The following is a 19,805-nucleotide window of genomic DNA, read 5'->3' as shown; positions in this document are numbered from 1 at the left end:
TGCGGCGCGAAACCCCGCCGGGGCAGGGCCTGCCCGGCGTGCCTGCTCGGCGTGCCTGCCGGGCCGTGGCGGGAGAGGAGGCCCTCCGCCGCGGCGCGGCACCCGCGGCGCCTCATGCCCGGGACGGGCGGTCGTGACGGGGACGGGCGGTCGTGACCGGGACGGGCGGTGCGGGCGGCCCTCGGACGGGCGGTCGTGACGGGGGAGGGCGGTGCGGGCGGCCCTCCGTGCCGTCGGGGCCCGTCACTCACGTGGCCCCCGCAGAGACGCACCGGCCACCCCGGCCCGCCAGGATGCGGGCATGGGTATACGCATGCTCAACCACCGGCCGGCGGTGTCCCCGACAGCCGTCGGCGCGGCCCCCGCCGCGCCGCCCCCGCCGGTCCCGGCCCTCGCGGCCGACGCAAGCACCGCCCGCATTCCCGCCGATCCCGCGGCCGCCGTGCGCCGGGCCGTGACCGGCCTGCGCCGTCGAGCCGTACCCGGCGAGTCCCGTCCGTGGCGGATGTGGGCCGATCTGACACGCGGCTACGTCGCGCTCCTCCTCGCACGCCTCCCGCGCCCGGCCCCGGCGCGCACCGTCACCGTCTTCGTGGCGCCCCCGATCCCCCGCGCCGACCGCGCCGACCGCGCCGACCGCGCCGACCGCGCCGACCGTGCGGACCGCACGGACCGTCCGCTGGGCCCACCCGCGCACCGGCCACGCCCGGACGGCCGGCCCGGCCGGGACGAACCTGCCCGCCGGGACGAATCCGCACGCCGGGAAGAATCCGCCCGCCGTGACGGGCGATCCCGCCGAGAGGAGCCGTCCCTCCCGGACGAGCCCAACCGCCACGACCGGAGCCCCCAGCAGAACGGGCAGAACCGTCCGGGCCGCCGCGACTGGTAGCGCCGCCGGGCGATGAGGGGGCCCGTACGGCCGGGACCCGCACCGCCGCCCCACCGCCGGGGAGCAGCCCACGCCCCGCAGCCGTCCGAATCTCCCGCACCCTTCGGACTTTCCGAGCCCGCGCCCTTCAAGCTTTCCGAGCCGGCCCTCCGGACTTTCCGAGCCCTCCGGACCTCCCAGGCCTTCCGGCCCGTCCGAGGCGTTCCGAAGCGTGCCCTCAGTCCGAGCGCACGGAAACGCCCGCTTGGTCCGCCTCCCCGCCGGAGCGACCCGAGCGACCCGAGGCGCCCGAGCGGCCCGGGCGACCGAACCATCCGGAGCCCACAGAGCCACCCACTCGACTCACGCGACTCACGTCACCCATGCCACCCGCGCCATCCCCGCCATCCGTGCCACCCGCGCCGCTCAAGCCGTCGAAGTCCCCGTACCCGGACGCCCGACGCGCCCTGACCCCCACCGCGTAGGCCGCCAGGCCGAGCGTCAGCCCGGCGCCCGCGCCGAAGCACAGGGTCGGGACGAGATCCCGGAGGTCCGCCGCCGAGGGCGGCCCCGCCCAGGACTGCGCGACCCGCTGCACCGCCCCGGCCGCCGCGCAGCCGCCGATGACGGCCCCGGCCCACCACCGGTCCCGCGCCGACAGCACGGGCACCCCGGCCGGCTCGCCCGACGGCGCCCGCCGCAACGCGCGGACGAGGAACAGCACGATCACGACCCCGGCCACCGCCGAGCCGCCGTACTGCAGGTACCAGTAGAGCGGTGCGCCCGCCAGCCGCTGCCCCAGCACCGGGAACAGCCGCATCCCCCACCGGTCGTGATGCGTGAACGCGTCCCACACCACGTGCGTCAGCGCTCCCAGCGTGGCGGAGACGTACCACCACAGCACCGAGGCCGGTGCCACGCGCGCGCGGGGAGCCCCGCACCGGGTCAGCGCCGCCGGCCGCCCCTGCCGGGCCCTCGGCAGCAGCGCCACCAGCGGCTCGCGCATCAGCAGCCACAGCCACACCAGCGCCCAGGCGATGAGGACATCGACGGTGAAGACCCCGGGGAAGGAGTGCGTGACCGTGCCGAACTCCATCGCCCCAGGTAGGGCATTCGCCATGTAATAGGTCATGTCCGGCGAGAAGGAGCCGGCCACCAGCACCGCCGGCACCAGCCGGCCCCGCCCCGATCCGTCGCCGCGCACCGCGGGCAGCACGGCGGCCGCATGGCTCAGAGTGAACGGCAACTGGGCCCCCCGGAAAGCGCGTTGAACCGGGCCCGGCGGCCCGGTGATCACCGTGTCCAGTATGCGGGACAGGTCCGCGGTGCGCCTCATCACCCGACGTCCAGGGCCAACCGGTAAAAACCGGACACGAACCGTTCCCGGTACAAAGGAAGTTGTCGTAGGGTCACCTGGGTCGTACACCCGAAGAGCTCCACGAGGGCAACCAGTACCGCGGGTCAACCGTCACAACAGGGCGAACAGACAGGACAGAGGGACGCTCGGACGTCCACGGGAGGGGTTCACTCCATGGCGGCGCAATTCGGCAGGAGGCTCTACAAGGGGGCGGCGACCACGGCCGTGGCCGCGGCGGCGGTGGCGGCTCTCACCGCCTCCCAGGCCCCGGGCGCGACGACGGACGGTCCGGGAACACCGACCGCCACCGGTGCGACACCCGCCCCCGACGTCAACGCCGACGGCGACGGCGCCGCGACCGGCAACTCGCCGTACTACACGGACCTGCCCCCGCTCAACAGCCCCGATCCCGCGCCCAGCGCCGGCGCCCCGTCGTCCGGGACGTCGTCCGAGGCGGGCATACCCGCCACCGTCCTCGACGCCTACAAGAGGGCCGAGGCGGAGCTGCGCACCTCCAAGCCGGGCTGCAACCTGCCCTGGCAACTGCTCGCCGCCATCGGCAAGGTCGAGTCCGGCCAGGCGCGCGGCGGCCGTGTCAAAGCCGACGGCACGACCGTCTCGCCGATTCTCGGCCCGGTCCTCAACGGCAGCGGCTTCGCCCACATCAGCGACACCGACCACGGCGTCTACGACGGCGACACCAGGTACGACCGTGCGATCGGTCCCATGCAGTTCATCCCGTCCACCTGGGCGTGGGCGGGACGCGACGGCAACGGGGACCGCAGGAAGGATCCCAACAACATCTACGACGCCGCCCTCGCCGCGGGCCACTACCTGTGCCGCAACGGCTGGGACCTGGCCGACGATGCCGATCTGCGCAGGGCGATCCTCAGTTACAACAACTCCCAGGACTATCTGAACACCGTCCTGTCGTGGCTGGAGTACTACCGCAAGGGCACCCACTCGATCCCCGACGGAACCGGCAGGATCCCCTCCGGGCGCAGCGACGACAGGCCCGGGTCCCGGCCGGGGCCGTCGTCCTCCCCCAGGACGACCCCGCCGAGGGCGACCCCCGAGCCCCACGGTCCGGGCAAGCCCGGCGAGGCGGCCAAGCCGGGCGGTGGCAGCCCGAGCACCGACCCGAACCCGCCGTCGAAGACGACCTCGCCGCCCTTGCCTCCCTCGAAGCCCTCCACATCGCCCACGCCGACCGACACCGTGGACCACCTGGAGGACGCGGGCACCACCGAGCTCACCGCCATGGCCGGGGACACGTTCAGCCAGAAGATCAGCACCCGCGCCGAGACGAAGGCCGGCAAGGCGGTCGCCAAGGTCAGGGTCCGGTTCACGATCCTCGGTGACACCGACGCCACCTTCACCGGCGGCGAGACGGTCGCCACGGTCCAGACCGACTCCTCCGGCGTGGCCGCCGCACCGGCACTCCAGGCGGGCGAGCAGACGGGCTCCTTCACCGTCCGCGCCCTGGTCATCGGCCGTACGATCTCCGGCCTCGACTACACGGCCACCGTCACCGCGCGCGCCGCCGACACTCTCACCCGCACCAGCGACACCGCGCTCACCTGCACCCCGGGCGGTGAGTTCGCCGACCAGGTCGAGGTCAAGGCCACCTACAAGGGCGCCGTCGCGGACAAGGTCGCGGCCACCGCCACCCTCATCAAGGCCGCCGACGACGCGACCGAGAACGACAAGGGCCCCTACTTCAAGGACGCCGACGGCAAGCCCGTGCGCACCCTGAAGGACCTTCAGACGGACACCGACGGCCTGCTGAAGCTGCCGAAGCTGTACGCGGACGACACCACCGGCACCTTCCTGCTCCGGATCACCACCACCGGCGGCGCCACGCTGACCGTGGAACTGAAGGTGGCGGCGGCCGACAGCTCGGCGGAGCCGTCACCCAGCCCCTCGGCGTCGTAGACCCGGACCGGACCGGTCCGACCGACCGCCCGGCTTGACCGGCCGCCACACCCGACCGGCCCGACAGACCTGACCGGCCGGCAGATCTGAGCGGCCCGGCCGGTCCGCCGACTCCACCGGGCCGGCGGGCCGGCGGGCCGTACCCGTCAGGCCGTACCCGTCAGGCCATACCTGTCAGGCTGCCGTCAGGCCGCCGTACCCGTCAGGCCCGCCGGAGCCGGGCGTTGGTGTGCCGGGTCGGTTCCGCCGTCGCCGGGTCCTCCGGCCAGGGATGCTTCGGATACCGCCCGCGCAGCTCCGCCCGTACGCCCTTGTACCCGTCCCGCCAGAACGAGGTCAGGTCGGCGGTGACGGCGGCGGGCCGCCCGGCGGGGGAGAGCAGGTGTACGAGGACCGGCACCCCGGCGAGCACCGGCGACTGCCGCGCCCCGAACATCTCTTGCAGCTTCACCGCCAGCACGGGCCGCTCGGGATCCGAGTAGTCGACGCGGATCCTGGACCCGCTGGGCACGGTGATCCGCTCCGGGGCGAGCTCGTCCAGCCGGGCGGCCGCACCGGAGGCCCAGGGCAGCAGCCGGGCCAGTGCCTGCCCGGCGTCGATCCGGGCCAGGTCGGCGCGCCGCCGGGCCCGGCCCAGTTCCGGCTCCAGCCACTCCTCCACGCGCTCGTGCAGCGCCTCGTCGCCGACGTCGGGCCACGGCTCCCCGAGATGCCGGTTAAGGAACGCGAGCCGCAGCCGCAGCACCTCCGCGTCCGGCGACCAGCGCAGCAACCGGAACCCCTCCTGCCGCAGCCCGTCCAGCAGGGCCTCCCGTACGCGGCCGGGGGCCGGGTCGGGCAGGGGGCGGACCGTCATCTCCACCGCGCCCAGCCGCTCGACCCGCCGGGCCACCACGTCCCCGTCGGCCCAGCGGACCTCCTCGCGCTCCTCGTGCAGCGCCGCGGCCGCCCGCCGCGCGACGTCCTCGTCGACGGCCGCGGCGAGCCGCACGCGCGCGTGCCCCCTGCCGAGCGGCCGGTCCGCCACGGCCACGGCGATCCAGGGAGCCCCCCGCAGCCCCGACCCCTCGGCCAGTTCGGCGCGCGTACCGGAGACCATGAGATACGACCCCCCGTCCAGCCTGGCCACCCGCTCGGGAAAGGCAAGCGCGGCAACAACCCCGACGACGCCGTCCTCCCCGGCACCGGCCCGCCGCGTGCCGCGAGCGTCCGCCCGGGCGCCTTCCCGGGCACCGGGCCGCTGCTTGTCGCGGTGTCCCGCATCGCCGCCCGGGTCCGCGCCCGGGTCCGGGTCCGCGCCCGTCCCGGCAGCCGGCCGGCGGCCGCGACCGGCGTTCGTACCGGCGTGGGTGCCGGCGTTCGTATCGGTGTTCGTATCGGCGTTCGCATCGGCGCCGGCTCCGGCGCTCGTTCCGGAGGGAGACTCGTCGGCAGGGCGGTCACCGGCGCCTGTCGCGGCGGCCCGCAGGCGCCGGGACTCCGCGCGCCAGCGTGACGCGTACGGGTCGGCGCCGCGCCGGGCGGTCCGCAGCGCGGTGGCGAGGTCGTCGCCGTACTCCCGGGGCAGCTCCTCGCTGAGCAGGGCGACCACCTCCGCCACGGGTTCGGCCCCGCCCGGAACCGTCGCGTCGAGCAGGGCGCGGCCCAGCCGCGGATGCACGCCCAGCCGCGCCAGCCGCAGTCCCCGCGGTGTGGCCCGCCCGGCCGGGTCCACCGCTCCCACGGCCGTCAGCACGTCCCGTGCCGCCGCCATCGCGCCCTGCGGCGGCGGATCCAGCAGCGCCAGCCCGGAGGCGTCCGGATCGCCCCAGCAGGCCGCCTGAAGGGCGAACGCGGTCAGGTCGGCCACCTTGATCTCCGGGGCGGGAAAACGCGGCAGCCGCCCGTCCTCGGCCTCCTCCCAGCACCGGTACACCGCGCCCGGCGCCTCGCGCCCGGCACGGCCCGCCCGTTGCCGTCCGGACGCCTGCGAGGCCCGTACCGTCGCCAGCGCGCTCAGCCCGCGCGCGTGGTCCACACGCGGCTCCCGGGCCAGCCCCGAGTCGACGACCACCCGCACCCCGGGCACCGTCAGCGACGACTCCGCGACGGAGGTGGCGAGGACCACCCGGCGGCGCCGCCCCGGCGCCAGCACCGCGTCCTGCACGGCCGCCGGCGCGCGCCCGTGCACCTGGAGCACCTCCACGTCGCCGAGATCCCCCAGCTGTCCGGCGACCCGCGCGATCTCGCCCACGCCCGGCAGGAAGCAGAGCACGTCCCCGGCCCGCTCGGCGAGCGCTCGCCGCACCACCGACGCCACGTGCGTCAGCAGCGCCGGGTCCACCCGCATCCCGTGCGGCGGCCGTACCGGGCGCGCGGGCGGGGCCCACACCACCTCCACCGGATGCGACGCACCCTCGGCCTCGATCACCGGAGCCCCGCCCAGCAGTCGTGCCCAGCCCTCGGCGTCCGTGGTCGCCGACGCGGCGACCAGCCGCAGCTCGGGCCGCAGCGTCTCGCGCACGTCCCAAAGGAACGCCGCCGCGGTGTCCGCGTCCAGATGCCGTTCGTGACACTCGTCGAGCACCACCACGTCGACACCCGCCAGCTCCTGGTCGCGCTGGAGCCGCTGGAGCAGCACACCGGTCGTGACGACCTCCACGCGCGCGTGCCGCCCGACGACCCGCTCTCCGCGGACGGTGTAGCCGACGCTCTCGCCGGTCTTCTCGCCCAGCAGCCAGGCCATCCGCCGTGCCGCCGCCCGCGCGGCGATCCGCCGCGGCTCCGCCACGACCACCCGCCGCGCCGGTCCCTCGCCCAGCAGCCCGGCCAGCGCGAGCGGCACCAGCGTCGTCTTGCCCGTGCCGGGCGGGGCCACCAGTACGGCGGTCCCGTGCCCGTCCAGGGCCTCGTGCAGACCGGGCAGGGCGCCGCGCACCGGCAGCGCGTGCAGGGCGTCGTAACGGATCACGGATGTCTCGGTCCTGGTCGTCTCACTGGTCCCGCTCGTCCCGCTCGTCCCGTTCTCAGTCCCGCTCGCAGACGAAGATCGCCGTGCCCGGGATCAGGTGCCCGCGCAGCGGGGACCAGCCGCCCCACTCGGAGGTGTTCCAGTCGGGCCACTCCGGCTCGACCAGGTCCACCAGGCGCAAGCCCGAGGCCACGACGTCCCGGACGCGGTCGCCGAGGGTGCGGTGGTGCTCGACGTAGACCGCGTTGCCGTCGTCGTCCTGCTCCACGTACGGCGTGCGGTCGAAGTAGGAGGCGGACACGCTCAGCCCCTCCGGGCCGGGCTCGTCGGGGAAGGCCCAGCGGACCGGGTGCGTCACCGAGAAGACGAACCGCCCGCCCGGCCGCAGCACCCGGCGCACCTCCCGCAGCACCAGTCGCGGGTCGGCGACGAAGGGCAGCGCCCCGTACGCCGAGCACGCCAGGTCGAAGGAGCCGTCCGCGAAGGGCAGGGCACCCGCGTCGGCGCACACCAGAGGGAACGATCCGCCGATCCGCAGCGCGTGCTGGAGCTGCCGGTGGGACAGGTCCAGGGCGACGGGGCGAGCGCCCTGCGCGGCCAGCCAGCGCGCACACTGGGCCGCGCCGGCGCCGATCTCCAGGACGTCCTTGCCCTTGAGGTCCTCGGCCGGGCCGAGGAGCTCCGCCTCCACCTCGTCCAGGCCCTCGGGGCACCACACGAAGCGGTCGTCGCCGAGGAAGGTGCCGTGCTCGGTCTGGTACTCGTCCGCGTTGCGGTCCCACCAGCCCCGGTTGGCCCGGGCGCTCTCGGTGACACCGGCCGCCCGGCGGGTGGCCTCCGGTTCGGACGATGCGAACGGTGCTGGCTCTTGGATGATCGGCTCCCTCGTCGTACTCTTCCGTCCAACCCGCCGCCCCGGTGTGCGCGCCGTCGGAGTGACGCGCTGGTGTCGGCGTGGCCTCGGGAGACAGGTTTTGTGCCGGATATGCGGCGATACGCCCCGGGTGGGTGACTTCGCGCATTGACCCTGCCCGGCTGCCCCCGTATGCTACAAGTTGCGCTGCGGGCCTGCGCACCTCAGACGTAGCAGGCTGCGCTCGCATCTGTTGTATGTCCCCTCGGTTGTCGAGGCGCCACCAGTGGTTTGGTGTGGCGCTTCCTTGGCTGTCCGGCTTCTGCAGAGCGAAACGGGCTCCCGGCGTAAGCAGTACCTACGACTTCAATGTCCGTACCGGAGCCCTTTCCCACATGACGAGCAGCACCGAGACCACCGCCACCACCCCGCAGGTAGCGGTCAACGACATCGGTAACGAGGAAGCCTTCCTCGCAGCGATCGACGAGACGATCAAGTACTTCAACGACGGCGACATCGTCGACGGCGTCATCGTGAAGGTCGACCGGGACGAGGTCCTGCTCGACATCGGTTACAAGACCGAAGGTGTCATCCCGAGCCGCGAGCTCTCGATCAAGCACGACGTCGACCCGAACGAGGTCGTCGCCGTCGGCGACGAGATCGAGGCCCTGGTCCTCCAGAAGGAGGACAAGGAAGGCCGCCTGATCCTCTCGAAGAAGCGCGCCCAGTACGAGCGTGCCTGGGGCACCATCGAGAAGATCAAGGAAGAGGACGGCATCGTCACCGGTACCGTCATCGAGGTCGTCAAGGGTGGTCTCATCCTCGACATCGGCCTCCGTGGCTTCCTCCCGGCCTCCCTGGTCGAGATGCGCCGCGTCCGCGACCTCCAGCCGTACGTCGGCAAGGAGCTCGAGGCCAAGATCATCGAGCTGGACAAGAACCGCAACAACGTGGTCCTGTCCCGCCGTGCCTGGCTCGAGCAGACCCAGTCCGAGGTCCGCCAGACGTTCCTCACGACCCTCCAGAAGGGTCAGGTCCGCTCCGGCGTCGTCTCCTCGATCGTCAACTTCGGTGCCTTCGTGGACCTGGGTGGCGTCGACGGTCTGGTCCACGTCTCCGAGCTGTCCTGGAAGCACATCGACCACCCCTCCGAGGTCGTCGAGGTCGGCCAGGAGGTCACCGTCGAGGTCCTCGACGTCGACATGGACCGCGAGCGTGTCTCCCTGTCGCTGAAGGCGACCCAGGAAGACCCGTGGCAGCAGTTCGCCCGCACCCACCAGATCGGCCAGGTCGTGCCCGGCAAGGTCACGAAGCTGGTTCCGTTCGGTGCGTTCGTCCGCGTGGACGAGGGCATCGAGGGTCTGGTCCACATCTCCGAGCTGGCCGAGCGCCACGTGGAGATCCCGGAGCAGGTCGTCCAGGTCAACGACGAGATCTTCGTCAAGGTCATCGACATCGACCTCGAGCGCCGTCGCATCAGCCTCTCGCTGAAGCAGGCCAACGAGTCCTTCGGTGCCCACCCGGAGGAGGTCGAGTTCGACCCGACCCTCTACGGCATGGCCGCGTCCTACGACGACCAGGGCAACTACATCTACCCCGAGGGCTTCGACCCGGAGACCAACGACTGGCTGCCGGGCTACGAGAAGCAGCGCGAGGAGTGGGAGCGCCAGTACGCCGAGGCGCAGGCCCGCTTCGAGCAGCACCAGGCGCAGGTCATCAAGTCCCGCGAGGCGGACGCCGCTGCCGCCGCCGAGGGTGGCGAGGCCGCCGCTCCGGCCGCGACCGGCGGTTCGTACTCCTCCGAGGGTGGCGACACCTCCGGCGCCCTGGCCTCGGACGAGGCCCTGGCCGCCCTGCGCGAGAAGCTGGCCGGCGGCCAGAGCTGACCGCTCACCGCTAGGCACCAGCCGACGACCGCGGCCCGTACCCCCTGCGTGGGGGTACGGGCCGCGGCCGCGTTCCGGACGCACGCGCGCGCCCCGGACCGTTTGTCAGGAGTCGGGGAATGCCACGGTCCCGTCTCTCGTTGTGAATGTACGAACACGAGGAGGGGCGGTCACAGTGCTTGATCCGCAGGGTTTGTACGCATGGGAGCCGAAGGGCCTGGCGGTCGTCGACATGGCGCTCGCCCAGGAGTCGGCCGGTCTGGTCATGCTCTACCACTTCGACGGATACATCGACGCGGGCGAGACCGGCGACCAGATCGTCGAGCGGCTTCTGGACTCACTGCCCCACCAGGTCGTGGCGCGCTTCGACCACGACCGGCTCGTCGACTACCGCGCCCGCCGCCCGCTGCTGACCTTCAAGCGCGACCGCTGGACGGCGTACGAGGAGCCCGCCATCGAGGTGCGGCTCGTCCAGGACGCCACCGGCGCGCCCTTCCTGCTGCTGTCCGGGCCCGAGCCCGACGTGGAGTGGGAGCGCTTCGCCGCCGCCGTACGGCAGATCGTGGAGCGCCTCGGCGTACGCCTGTCGGTGAACTTCCACGGCATTCCCATGGGCGTCCCCCACACCCGCCCGGTGGGCCTGACCCCGCACGGCAACCGCAGCGACCTCGTCCCCGGCCACCGCAGCCCCTTCGAGGAGGCTCAGGTGCCCGGCAGCGCCGAGGCGCTGCTGGAGTACCGCCTGATGGAGGCCGGTCACGACGTCCTCGGGGTCGCCGCGCACGTCCCGCACTACATCGCCCGCTCGCCGTACCCGGACGCGGCCCTGACCGTCCTGGAGGCCGTCACCGCGGCCACCGGCCTGGTCCTGCCGAGCATCGCGCACGCCCTGCGCAACGACGCCCACCGCACCCAGACGGAGATCGACCGGCAGATCCGTGAGGGCGACGAGGAGCTCACCTCCCTCGTCCAGGGCCTCGAGCACCAGTACGACGCCGCCGCGGGCGCGGAGACCCGCGGCAACATGCTCGCCGAACCCGTCGACATCCCGTCGGCCGAGGAGATCGGCCGCGAGTTCGAGAAGTTCCTGGCGGAGCGCGAGGGCGAGAACTGAGCTCCGCCGGGCGGCCCGTCAGCGGCACCGCCTAAGCTTCGGCTCATGCTGAAGGTAGGCCTCACCGGGGGCATCGGAGCCGGTAAGAGCGAGGTGTCGCGGCTGCTCGTCGAGTGCGGGGCCGTGCTGATCGACGCCGACCGCATCGCGCGCGAGGTCGTCGCCCCGGGCACGCCCGGCCTCGCCGCGGTCGTCGACGCCTTCGGCCCGCAGGTGCTCGCCGCCGACGGCGGCCTGGACCGGCCCAAGCTGGGTTCCATCGTCTTCGCCGACCCGGAGAAACTGGCCGTCCTGAACTCGATCGTGCACCCCCTGGTGGGCGCCCGCTCCCGCGAGCTGGAGGAGGCCGCGGCCGACGACGCCGTCGTCGTCCACGACGTCCCGCTCCTCACGGAGAACGGCCTCGCCCCGCTGTACGACCTCGTGGTCGTCGTCGACGCCTCCCCCGGGACCCAGCTGGACCGGCTGGTACGGCTGCGCGGCATGACCGAGGAGGACGCACGCGCCCGCATGGCCGCCCAGGCCACCCGGGAGAAGCGCCTGGAGATCGCGGACATCGTCATCGACAACGACGTGCCGCTGGAACGCCTCCGGCAGCGGGTGAGAGACGTGTGGTCCGAGCTCGTCCGCAGGGCCGCAGACACCCCGCACTCAGGGCCCGGGGCCGCCGGACCTCCGGAATAGGGGTGTCCGGCAGGGGCGTTGAACTCTCCCAGTGAGGGAAGGACTTTGCCGTGCCCGAAACCAGCGGTTCGCCCGGACGTACTCCGGAGACGCATGTCATCGACTTCCGCGCCGCCGAGCAGCTGCTCGCCGCACGGGACCCCCGGGGCGCGGTGAAGCTGCTCGACGGGGTCATCGCCGCCCATCCCGAGAACACGGCCGCCCGGCTGCTGCGCGCCCGCGCCTTCTTCGCCGCCGCGCAACTGCGGCCGGCCGAGCTGGAGTTCAGCATCGTCCTGGAGCGTGAGCCGGACAACGCGTTCGCGCACTACGCGCTCGCCCGGACCTTCGAGCGGCAGGGCCGCCCCGACCAGGCCAAACGCCACTTCCGGCTGGCCGCCGCGCTGGACCCGAACCCGGAGTACCTCCAGCGCGCCCGCTTCGACACCTGACCTCCGGACAGGCCTTACCGGCAGGCCTCACCGGCGCGCCCTAGCGGCGCCGCCGCTCGGGCGGCCAGTACGGCGGTACGTCGCGTCCCGGCTGGTAGTGCGGCCCCTGCCGCAGATGCCGGACGACCAGGGCGAAGTCGACGGCGATCACCAGCCACAGCACCCCGAACGCGGCCGCCCATCCGGGCCGCCCGACCAGCACGAACACCGCCGTACCGAACATCGCCCAGAACAGCCCCCACACACTCAGCCAGAACCGCGCCCGCAGCGCACTCCGGGCGGTCGTCGGCTCACTGCCCGTACGCATCGCCGATCACCACTCCTCCTTGCAACGTACTCCCCGCGAGGGCCGTACGCGGCAGGGGAGCCGACCGGAGCGCAGACGAGGCGGGGAGCCGACCGGAGCGCAGACAAGGCGGGAGAGCCGACCGGAGGAGGACAGGGCAGGGGAGCCGGCCGGCGCCGAGAAGGCGCACGGGGCACGGGAAATCCGTCCGGCGGCGATGAGTCCCAGGGGCGAGGGCGGTCTACCTCTGCGACAGCACACGGCCCACGAACCGCTTCCCGGAGGAGACCCCCATGTCCGAGACCGCCGCTTCCGCCCCGTCCGTCGCCACCGGCCCGTCGACCGGGTCCGCCCGTCGCCGCCGTACCGCCCGCATCGCCCTGCGCGCCGTGCAGGTGCTGCTCGCCCTGTTCTACGCGATCGCGAGTGCGCTGCCGAAGCTCATCGCGCATCCGTCGGCCGCCGAAGCCTTCGACAAGATCGGCTGGGGCAGTGCGGGCATGTACACCATCGGCGCGCTGGAGCTGGCCGGAGGCATCGCGCTGTTGATCCCGGTGCTTCAGTCGGTGGCGGCGCTGGCACTGAGCGCGCTCATGGTCGGCGCGTTCGTCGTCCAGCTCACCGTCTTCGACGGGCAGAACGCGGCGACACCGATCATCCTGATCGTGCCGCTCGCCCTCATCGCCTGGGCCCGCCGCGCGCACAACGCGGAGCTGCTGCGGCTGCTGCGGCGGCAGGGGTGACCAACGGACAGGGGCCGTGCGGCTCCGCAGGCGTCACCGGTCGCGTGGCTCCGCAGGCGTCACCGGCCGCGCGGGCGGCCGGCGGGGCCGCTCGGACCGTCCAGGCCGCCCAAGTCGCGCAGCCGCTCCAGTTCACGCCGGTCGCGCTTGGTGGGCCGGCCGGCACCCCGGTCGCGTACGGCGATCGGAGCGACGGCCTCGCGGGGCGGAGGCGGCGGGGAGTTGTCGACGTAGCACTGCACCGCCACGGGCGCGCCGACCCGCTTGCGGATCAGGCGCCTGACGACCACGATCCGCTCGCGGCCCTCCTGCCGCACGCGCACCTCGTCGCCGACGCGGACCGAGTGGGACGGCTTGACCCGCTCGCCGTTCACCCGGACGTGCCCGCCCCGGCAGGCGGTGGCACCGACGGAACGGGTCTTGACGAGACGCACGGCCCAGATCCAGCTGTCGATCCGCACCGTCTCACCGCTCGCCGGACCGGCCGCCTCGGCGGCGGCGATGGCGGCGGCGACCTTCGGATCCACGGCCGGAGCGGGCGCCTCGCCGGCTTCGGCCCCGCTCCCGTCCCCGTCGCGGTCCTTGACGTCGTCCTCGCTAGCCATGGCTCAGACCTTAGTCTCCTCAAGTGGCTTGGACCGGCCGCACCGGACCACTCTACGGTGGGGAGCATGGACAGCAGCAGCCTGTGCGCCCTCGATGAGCGGATTTCGCACTGCCGTGCCTGTCCGCGCCTGGTCGCCTGGCGTGAGGAGGTGGCCCGCACCAAGCGGGCCGCGTTCGCCGACTGGACGTACTGGGGCCGGCCGGTGCCGGGCTTCGGGCCGGCGGACGCCCGGCTGCTGATCGTCGGACTCGCCCCGGCCGCGCACGGCGGGAACCGTACCGGCCGCATGTTCACCGGGGACCGGTCCGGGGACGTGCTGTACCAGGCGCTGTACGACGTGGGGCTCGCCTCCCAGCCCACCTCCGTCACCGCCGACGACGGCCTGGAGCTGTACGGGGTGCGGATCACCTCGCCCGTGCACTGCGCCCCGCCCGCCAACAAGCCGACCCCCGGCGAGCGGGACACCTGCCGGCCCTGGCTGGTCCAGGAGCTGCATCTGCTGCGGCCCACCCTGCGGGCGGTGGTCGTGCTCGGCGCGTTCGGCTGGCAGGCCGCGCTGCCGGCGTTCACCGAGGCGGGCTGGACGGTGCCCCGGCCCCGCCCCGCCTTCGCCCATGGAACACGGGTGCCGCTCGACGGCCTCGACCTCTTCGGCTGCTTCCACGTCAGCCAGCGCAATACCTTCACCGGCAGACTCACCCCCGCGATGCTCCGCGACGTCCTGCGCACGGCGGCGGGAGCGGCGGGACTGACGCCGACGTAGCGTCCACGCCGACGTAGCGGCCACGGGGAAGCCGACGTAACGGCCACGGGGAAAATGAGGCGACGCGGCCGGCGAGAGGCGGTTACGTTCCCCCGATGGGCCTGTATCCGGAGATCGAACCGTACGACCAGGGCATGCTCGACGTCGGTGACGGCAACCTCGTGTACTGGGAGACCTGCGGAAACCCGCGGGGCAAGCCGGCGGTGATGCTGCACGGCGGTCCGGGGTCCGGCTGCACGCCGGGGCACCGGCGCTACTGCGATCCCGCCGCGTACCGGATCGTCCTCCTCGACCAGCGCGGCTGCGGACGCTCCACACCGCACGCGAGCGCGTACGACACCGACATGAGCGTCAACACGACCGACCACCTGCTCGCCGACCTCGAACTGCTGCGACGCCACCTGGATATCGAGCGGTGGCTGGTGTGGGGCGCCTCCTGGGGCTCGGTGCTGGCGCTGCGCTACGCCCAGACCCATCCCTCGGCCGTCTCCGAACTCGTCCTGACCGGCGTCGCGACCGGCTCGAACGCCGAGGTCACGCTGCTGACCCACGGCCTGGGCAGGATCTTCCCGCAGGACTTCGCACGCTTCCTCGCCGAACTGCCCGAGGACACCGACCGCACCGGGAACCTCGCGGCCGCCTGCAACCGGCTGCTCGAATCGCCCGACCCGGCGGTGCGCGAACGGGCGGCGCGCGCCTGGACCGACTGGGAGACCGCGATGATCCCCGCGCCGCCGCGCTCCGTCGCACGGTACGAGGACCCCGCCTTCCGCATGGGCTTCGCCCGCACCGTCACCCACTACTTCGGCAACGACCACTTCCTCGGGCCGGACGACGACGAGGGCGTGGTGCTGCGCGACGCCCATCTGCTGCGCGGCATCCCCGGCACCCTCGTCCAGGGCAGCCTGGATTTCGGCAACCTCCTCGGCATCTCCTGGCGCCTGCACCACGCCTGGCCGGACAGCGAACTGGTCGTCGTCGACCAGGCCGGGCACGACTCCGGAGCACCGGGTGTGGTGGAGGCGCTGGTCGCGGCGACGGACAGGTACGCGCGGCGCGAGCGCGAGGACACGCGCACACGGCAGGAGGCGGGCCGACGATGAGCCACCCGGACGAGCTCTTCCTCGACTCCACCGCCGATCGCCTCGCCGCGCTCCCCGGAGTCCGGGCCGTGGCCCTCGGGGGCTCCCGCGCCCAGGGCATCCACCGTCCGGACAGCGACTGGGACCTCGCCGTCTACTACCGGGGCCGTTTCGACCCGGACGACCTGCGCGCCGTCGGCTGGGAGGGGGAGGTCTCCGAGCTCGGCGGCTGGGGCGGTGGCGTCTTCAACGGCGGAGCCTGGCTGACGATCGACGGCCGCCGCGTCGACGTGCACTACCGGGACCTCGACGTCGTCGAGCACGAGTGGGCCCAGGCGCGGGAGGGACGCTTCCGGGTGGAACCGCTGCTGTTCCATCTCGCGGGCATCCCCAGCTATCTGGTGGTCGCCGAGCTCGCGGTCAACCGGGTGCTGCGAGGCGACCTGCCCCGCCCGGCCGTCTACCCGCCCGCACTGCGGCGCAGCGCACCCGAACACTGGTACGGCATGGCCACCGCCACCCTCGCCTACGCCAAGGCGGGCCACGGCCCCAAGGCATCCGTCACCCAGGTCGCCGGCGCGATCGCCCTGGCCGCCACCCAGACCGCCCACGCGGTACTCGCCGCACGCGGCGAGTGGACCACCAACGACAAGGGGCTCGTGGCCCGCGCCGGCCTGCGGGACGTCGACGGCATCCTCAGCGGACTGACGGCGTCTCCCACGGCCCTGGTCCGGGCGGTGACCGAGACGGAGACGGTCCTGAGCACCGCCGTGAAGAGGCCGCCCACCACCACGGACGTGTGAACACGAGGTGTACGCGCGTTGACGCGCAAGGTGATCGAATTGGTCGAAAGTGTGAGGTGAGACGCACTTTTGGCGTTGAACTCGTGTCGAGTACGTCTCAGTACCGTCACTGGACGAGGCGTTCGCCCCATGCTTGGCGTTTAACTCTACGAGTACAGCGCTACATGGAGGTGCAGGGTGAACGGGCGAACGGTGCTCGAGCGCTTTCCCGCCGGTGGTCCGCGCGGGTCGTGGCCGGCGGAGGAGTTCGCGCACGCGCGGCGCCTGGAGGGCCTGCCCGCGGAGGTCGTCATGGACCTCGCGACGGACACGTTCCTGGTGATCGTCCGGGGCGGCGAGAGCGGTGGTGACGTCACCGCCTGAGGGCCGTGCGGCTGGCGGGCCCTCAGGGTGACGTGAACACGACTTAAGTGGGTTCGTCTCCGCAACGTGCGTCGGTTCGTCTCCGCAGCACCGGCGCGGGAAGGACCCGGTGCCGTTGCGCCGCGCTCACGCGCTGATCGGACGGCACCATGACGGGGTCGTGCCCGTGACCCTGCACAGCGCGAGGTACAGAGGGATCGGCGGGGTGTACGGAACCGTGCCGTCCGGTCGGTGGATGAGCGCGGGCAGTGCACCCCGGGAGGTGTCGGGAAGCACCGCTCCGTTGGCGTAGTGCGCGGGCGAGGGCCACCGCAGGGCGTAGTCGGAGTCGGCCGGGACGATCCACCACCAGTGCGTCTCGTCGGCGTAGACGCACCCCACACGGGGCAGCCGCGGCATCAGCAGGGCGCCGAAGCGGGCGGGCACCGCCACCGCGTCGCAACCCAGCGGGACCACCATGCCGTCGGGAAGGGGCAGCCGCCGGGGCGGCGTGGAGCCGCCGTCCGGTGCGGTGCCGCCGGGCGTGGCGGACCTGCCCGTCGCGCGTCCCAGACGTACGAGCGTGTCCAGACTGAGCGCCTGGCCTGAGCCGGAGGCGCGGGCACCGCTCACAGCCATACGGCCCCCGATCCGTGCGTGTCGTGCGCGTATGCCCTGTGGGGCTGTGCCCCTTGGGGGTCGCCCTCGTCGTCCGCGGGAGGAGCCGGGTGCGGGGCCGGAGGGGCCGGATGGGACGGAGGGGCCGGATGAGGATCCGGGACCGGATACGGCTTCGGTCGGGCGCCCCAGCCGAGGTCGCCCCGGGCGTCATGGCTGTCCCGGGTGTCCCGGGTGTCATGGCCGTCCCGGGTGTCACGCGCCAGTTCCGCCCACACCACCAGCCCCCGGCCGTGCTGCTGCGCGCCCCAGGAGAGGCACATGGCCTCGACGAGGAGCAGCCCCCTGCCGTGCTCCTCCTCCGGCCGCTGCGGGGACGGGTGCGGTTCCCCCGGGGCGCGGCCCTCGTCGCGCACGGCTATGCGCACCAGTTCCCCGGCGTCGTGCAGTTCGCAGACGACCCGGCTGCTCGCGGTGTGCACGATGGCGTTGGTGACCAGCTCGGAGATGACGAGGTCGGCGGTGTCACAGGTGTCCTCGCACACCGACCAGGCCGTCAGCCGGGCTCTGGTCAGACGTCTGGCCTGGGCGGGGGAACCCGGGTGCGCGGCCAGCTCGAAGTGGAACCGGCGCTCGGCAGCGGCCCCGCCGGGGCCGGCTCCCGCGAGAGCGCCGGGGGCGAGAAGGCCCGCGGCGGCGTCTGTTCCTAAGGGCGGGGACGGAATCACGCTTGCCACTATCTCCCCGCCGTGAACACTTGGCAAGTGCCACTATGAAAAATGCAGAGTGCTGTGTGACGCGGTGAGGGGCCGTGGCACACTGCTCGCAACAGCACGTCGCGCGGCGCCAGTTGGGATCGCCGGAGATCCGCCGGATCTTCGAACTGATCTTCGAATGGCGCCGTAGGGCTGTCAGGATTCCTTCAGTCCGCGGGGACTGGTCCCCGGGCCCGCGGGACTCCTCCGGCCCGACGGAACTCCTCGGCAAAGTCCCGGATTCTTCGGTGGAGGTGGAGCATGAGCGAACCGCGGTCGGCACCGACCGTCGGGCAGGTCGTGCTCGGTCGGCGCCTGCACGACCTGCGGGAACGCGCCGGACTCAAGCGCGAGGAGGCCGCCCGCGTCCTCCGCGTCGCCCCGGCCACCGTCCGCCGTATGGAGACGGCCGAAGTCGCCCTCAAAATCCCGTACCTGCAACTGCTGCTCAAGGCCTACGGTGTCTCCGACGACGAGACCGAGGCCTTCGTGCAGCTGGCCGAGGACGCCAACCGCCCCGGCTGGTGGCAGCGTTTCCACGACATCCTGCCGGGCTGGTTCTCGATGTACGTCAGCCTGGAGGGCGCGGCGGCACTCATCCGGTCCTACGAACCCCACTTCGTACCCGGCCTGCTCCAGACCGAGGACTACGCGCGCGGGGTGCTCACATCGGGCGCCGTCGGACAGACCAGCCCCGACGACATCGAAGGCCATGTCGCCCTGCGCATGCAACGCCAGGAACTGCTCACCCGTCCCGACGCGCCCCGGTTCTGGTTCGTGTTCGACGAGACCGCGCTGCGCCGCCCCGTCGGCGGCCCGGAGGTGATGCGTGCTCAGATCGACAGACTGCTCGACGCCGCGAAGCTGCCCAACGTGACCCTTCAGGTCGCCCCGTTCTCCTCGGGGCCGCACCCGGGCACGTACGGGCCCTTCGTGCTGTTCCGATTCGCCATGCCCGAACTGCCGGACATGGTCTACAGCGAGTACCTGACCGGCGCCGTCTACCTGGACGCGCGCGAGGAGGTGGCGACCCACCTCGAGGTCATGGACCGCATGGCGGCGCAGGCCGCTACGGCACATCGCACGAAGGAGATCCTCCGGGATCTCCGCAAGGAGCTGTGAATGGATCGCATCACGTCCCAGCCCGCCTCACGAGGCCGCGGCGACCGGACCCGCGGCGAGCGGATCTACAACGGCATGCCCGCCAGGGAACTGGGCAGTGAGGGCTGGCACAAGCCGTGGAGCGGCGGCAACGGAGGCAACTGCCTGGAGGCGATGAAGCTGGCCGACGGGCGGATCGCGGTGCGCCAGTCCACCGACCCGGACGGGCCGGCCCTCATCTACACCACCGACGAGATGACCGCCTTCATAGAAGGCGCCAAGGCGGGGGAGGCCGACTTCCTGCTCTCCTGACCGTGCCTGGATTTTCCGCTGCCCCAACGCCTTAATTCTGGTGCCACCTTGAACGCCTTGAACGCCTCGAACGCTCGGAACGCCCTGACACCTCGAACACGTCCGAGACCACACCCGGCTACCGGCTCCGAAACCAAGTCCGGGATCACGGGCGAGACCGCGTCCGTCGGCTTCATTCATCGGCTGACGTCTTCCGACGTCGGCTGACGCCGACTGGCATCGGCTGACGCCGACTGGCATCGGCTGACGCCGACTGGCATCGGCTGACGCCGACTGGCATCGGCTGACGCCGACTGGCATCGGCTGACGCCGACT

At 73.0% G+C, this 19,805-nt stretch carries 19 protein-coding genes and 1 pseudogene; 13 read left to right on the top strand and 7 right to left on the bottom strand.

What is annotated here, in order from left to right; all coding sequences use genetic code 11:
• Window positions 1–301: 301 nt before the first annotated feature.
• Window positions 302–889 (top strand): hypothetical protein, encoded by a 588-nt coding sequence (locus tag ABZ484_RS10765; RefSeq protein WP_358865540.1) that lies wholly within the window; start codon window positions 302–304, stop codon window positions 887–889.
• 445 nt (window positions 890–1,334) lie between these two features.
• Here the strand turns inward: ABZ484_RS10765 and ABZ484_RS10760 are convergent.
• Window positions 1,335–2,114: pseudogene (locus ABZ484_RS10760) on the bottom strand (DUF4184 family protein); the annotation flags it as partial.
• Window positions 2,115–2,399: 285 nt separating this feature from the next.
• On the opposite strand from ABZ484_RS10760, the gene ABZ484_RS10755 reads away from it, so the two are divergent.
• A complete protein-coding gene (locus ABZ484_RS10755; protein WP_358865539.1) occupies window positions 2,400–4,160 on the top strand; it encodes a lytic transglycosylase domain-containing protein in 1,761 nt (586 codons plus the stop codon).
• A 202-nt stretch (window positions 4,161–4,362) separates the two neighbouring features.
• On the opposite strand, the gene ABZ484_RS10750 is transcribed toward ABZ484_RS10755, so the two are convergent.
• Together ABZ484_RS10750 and ABZ484_RS10745 are read right to left on the bottom strand one after the other, a co-directional pair.
• Window positions 4,363–7,110 carry an ATP-dependent helicase C-terminal domain-containing protein gene (locus ABZ484_RS10750; RefSeq protein WP_358865538.1) on the bottom strand — a complete coding sequence of 916 codons (2,748 nt, stop codon included), beginning with the start codon at window positions 7,108–7,110 and terminating at the stop codon, window positions 4,363–4,365.
• 55 nt (window positions 7,111–7,165) lie between these two features.
• Window positions 7,166–7,987 carry a class I SAM-dependent methyltransferase gene (locus ABZ484_RS10745; protein WP_358865575.1) on the bottom strand — a complete coding sequence of 274 codons (822 nt, stop codon included), beginning with the start codon at window positions 7,985–7,987 and terminating at the stop codon, window positions 7,166–7,168.
• Between the two features lie 371 nt (window positions 7,988–8,358).
• Between ABZ484_RS10745 and rpsA the strand changes: the two genes are divergently transcribed.
• From rpsA to ABZ484_RS10725, 4 genes are all read left to right on the top strand, one after another.
• Window positions 8,359–9,849, top strand: coding sequence for a 30S ribosomal protein S1 (rpsA, locus tag ABZ484_RS10740; protein WP_030167530.1), 1,491 nt, complete (start codon window positions 8,359–8,361; stop codon window positions 9,847–9,849).
• Between the two features lie 175 nt (window positions 9,850–10,024).
• Window positions 10,025–10,963, top strand: coding sequence for a PAC2 family protein (locus ABZ484_RS10735; RefSeq protein ID WP_358865537.1), 939 nt, complete (start codon window positions 10,025–10,027; stop codon window positions 10,961–10,963).
• A 45-nt stretch (window positions 10,964–11,008) separates the two neighbouring features.
• Window positions 11,009–11,647, top strand: coding sequence for a dephospho-CoA kinase (coaE, locus tag ABZ484_RS10730; RefSeq protein ID WP_358865536.1), 639 nt, complete (start codon window positions 11,009–11,011; stop codon window positions 11,645–11,647).
• Between the two features lie 50 nt (window positions 11,648–11,697).
• The gene (locus ABZ484_RS10725) at window positions 11,698–12,078 is read left to right on the top strand and encodes a tetratricopeptide repeat protein (RefSeq protein WP_358865535.1); all 381 of its coding nucleotides are present in this window, start codon (window positions 11,698–11,700) and stop codon (window positions 12,076–12,078) included.
• A gap of 40 nt (window positions 12,079–12,118) precedes the next feature.
• Here the strand turns inward: ABZ484_RS10725 and ABZ484_RS10720 are convergent, their stop codons facing one another.
• Complete coding sequence (locus ABZ484_RS10720) at window positions 12,119–12,385, bottom strand: DUF6343 family protein (protein WP_358865534.1); 267 nt, start codon at window positions 12,383–12,385, stop codon at window positions 12,119–12,121.
• Window positions 12,386–12,657: 272 nt separating this feature from the next.
• On the opposite strand from ABZ484_RS10720, the gene ABZ484_RS10715 reads away from it, so the two are divergent.
• On the top strand, window positions 12,658–13,107 hold the full coding sequence (locus ABZ484_RS10715; RefSeq protein ID WP_358865533.1) for a DoxX family protein: 450 nt from the start codon (window positions 12,658–12,660) through the stop codon (window positions 13,105–13,107).
• A gap of 59 nt (window positions 13,108–13,166) precedes the next feature.
• On the opposite strand, the gene ABZ484_RS10710 is transcribed toward ABZ484_RS10715, so the two are convergent.
• Window positions 13,167–13,712 carry an RNA-binding S4 domain-containing protein gene (locus ABZ484_RS10710; RefSeq protein WP_358865532.1) on the bottom strand — a complete coding sequence of 182 codons (546 nt, stop codon included), beginning with the start codon at window positions 13,710–13,712 and terminating at the stop codon, window positions 13,167–13,169.
• Between the two features lie 66 nt (window positions 13,713–13,778).
• On the opposite strand from ABZ484_RS10710, the gene ABZ484_RS10705 reads away from it, so the two are divergent.
• The 4 genes from ABZ484_RS10705 to ABZ484_RS10690 all read left to right on the top strand — a co-directional run bounded on the left by ABZ484_RS10705 (window position 13,779) and on the right by ABZ484_RS10690 (window position 16,725).
• On the top strand, window positions 13,779–14,477 hold the full coding sequence (locus ABZ484_RS10705; RefSeq protein ID WP_358865531.1) for a uracil-DNA glycosylase: 699 nt from the start codon (window positions 13,779–13,781) through the stop codon (window positions 14,475–14,477).
• 95 nt (window positions 14,478–14,572) lie between these two features.
• Window positions 14,573–15,580 carry a prolyl aminopeptidase gene (pip, locus tag ABZ484_RS10700; protein WP_358865530.1) on the top strand — a complete coding sequence of 336 codons (1,008 nt, stop codon included), beginning with the start codon at window positions 14,573–14,575 and terminating at the stop codon, window positions 15,578–15,580.
• On the top strand, window positions 15,577–16,362 hold the full coding sequence (locus ABZ484_RS10695) for a nucleotidyltransferase domain-containing protein (RefSeq protein WP_358865529.1): 786 nt from the start codon (window positions 15,577–15,579) through the stop codon (window positions 16,360–16,362). The genes pip and ABZ484_RS10695 overlap by 4 nt, the downstream gene beginning before the upstream one ends.
• Window positions 16,363–16,539: 177 nt before the next feature.
• Complete coding sequence (locus ABZ484_RS10690; RefSeq protein ID WP_358865528.1) at window positions 16,540–16,725, top strand: hypothetical protein; 186 nt, start codon at window positions 16,540–16,542, stop codon at window positions 16,723–16,725.
• A 126-nt stretch (window positions 16,726–16,851) separates the two neighbouring features.
• On the opposite strand, the gene ABZ484_RS10685 is transcribed toward ABZ484_RS10690, so the two are convergent.
• Together ABZ484_RS10685 and ABZ484_RS10680 are read right to left on the bottom strand one after the other, a co-directional pair.
• On the bottom strand, window positions 16,852–17,343 hold the full coding sequence (locus ABZ484_RS10685; RefSeq protein WP_358865527.1) for a hypothetical protein: 492 nt from the start codon (window positions 17,341–17,343) through the stop codon (window positions 16,852–16,854).
• Window positions 17,334–18,050: an ATP-binding protein gene (locus ABZ484_RS10680; protein WP_358865526.1), complete on the bottom strand. Its 717-nt coding sequence runs from the start codon at window positions 18,048–18,050 to the stop codon at window positions 17,334–17,336. Before ABZ484_RS10680 ends, ABZ484_RS10685 begins: the two co-directional genes overlap by 10 nt.
• Before the next feature lie 288 nt (window positions 18,051–18,338).
• Between ABZ484_RS10680 and ABZ484_RS10675 the strand changes: the two genes are divergently transcribed.
• On the top strand, window positions 18,339–19,199 hold the full coding sequence (locus ABZ484_RS10675) for a helix-turn-helix transcriptional regulator (RefSeq protein ID WP_358865525.1): 861 nt from the start codon (window positions 18,339–18,341) through the stop codon (window positions 19,197–19,199).
• Window positions 19,200–19,490: a DUF397 domain-containing protein gene (locus tag ABZ484_RS10670; protein ID WP_030167484.1), complete on the top strand. Its 291-nt coding sequence runs from the start codon at window positions 19,200–19,202 to the stop codon at window positions 19,488–19,490.
• Window positions 19,491–19,805 lie beyond the last annotated feature (315 nt).

The organism is Streptomyces sp. NPDC006393 (assembly GCF_040628575.1).
In the GTDB taxonomy this organism is placed as follows: Bacteria; Actinomycetota; Actinomycetes; order Streptomycetales; family Streptomycetaceae; genus Streptomyces.
The sequence above is the reverse complement of the archived record's forward strand: the minus strand, read 5'-3'. Positions and strand labels throughout refer to the sequence as shown.

Excerpts from the sequence above, each read along its gene's own strand:
- coaE (WP_358865536.1), top strand. The coding sequence starts at position 11,009 with ATGCTGAAGGTAGGCCTCACCGGGGGCATCGGAGCCGGTAAGAGCGAG.
- ABZ484_RS10695 (WP_358865529.1), top strand. The coding sequence starts at position 15,577 with ATGAGCCACCCGGACGAGCTCTTCCTCGACTCCACCGCCGATCGCCTC.
- ABZ484_RS10720 (WP_358865534.1), bottom strand. The coding sequence starts at position 12,385 with ATGCGTACGGGCAGTGAGCCGACGACCGCCCGGAGTGCGCTGCGGGCG.
- rpsA (WP_030167530.1), top strand. The coding sequence starts at position 8,359 with ATGACGAGCAGCACCGAGACCACCGCCACCACCCCGCAGGTAGCGGTC.
- ABZ484_RS10755 (WP_358865539.1), top strand. The coding sequence starts at position 2,400 with ATGGCGGCGCAATTCGGCAGGAGGCTCTACAAGGGGGCGGCGACCACG.
- pip (WP_358865530.1), top strand. The coding sequence starts at position 14,573 with ATGGGCCTGTATCCGGAGATCGAACCGTACGACCAGGGCATGCTCGAC.
- ABZ484_RS10685 (WP_358865527.1), bottom strand. The coding sequence starts at position 17,343 with ATGGCTGTGAGCGGTGCCCGCGCCTCCGGCTCAGGCCAGGCGCTCAGT.
- ABZ484_RS10710 (WP_358865532.1), bottom strand. The coding sequence starts at position 13,712 with ATGGCTAGCGAGGACGACGTCAAGGACCGCGACGGGGACGGGAGCGGG.
- ABZ484_RS10715 (WP_358865533.1), top strand. The coding sequence starts at position 12,658 with ATGTCCGAGACCGCCGCTTCCGCCCCGTCCGTCGCCACCGGCCCGTCG.
- ABZ484_RS10670 (WP_030167484.1), top strand. The coding sequence starts at position 19,200 with ATGGATCGCATCACGTCCCAGCCCGCCTCACGAGGCCGCGGCGACCGG.
- ABZ484_RS10675 (WP_358865525.1), top strand. The coding sequence starts at position 18,339 with ATGAGCGAACCGCGGTCGGCACCGACCGTCGGGCAGGTCGTGCTCGGT.
- ABZ484_RS10705 (WP_358865531.1), top strand. The coding sequence starts at position 13,779 with ATGGACAGCAGCAGCCTGTGCGCCCTCGATGAGCGGATTTCGCACTGC.
- ABZ484_RS10765 (WP_358865540.1), top strand. The coding sequence starts at position 302 with ATGGGTATACGCATGCTCAACCACCGGCCGGCGGTGTCCCCGACAGCC.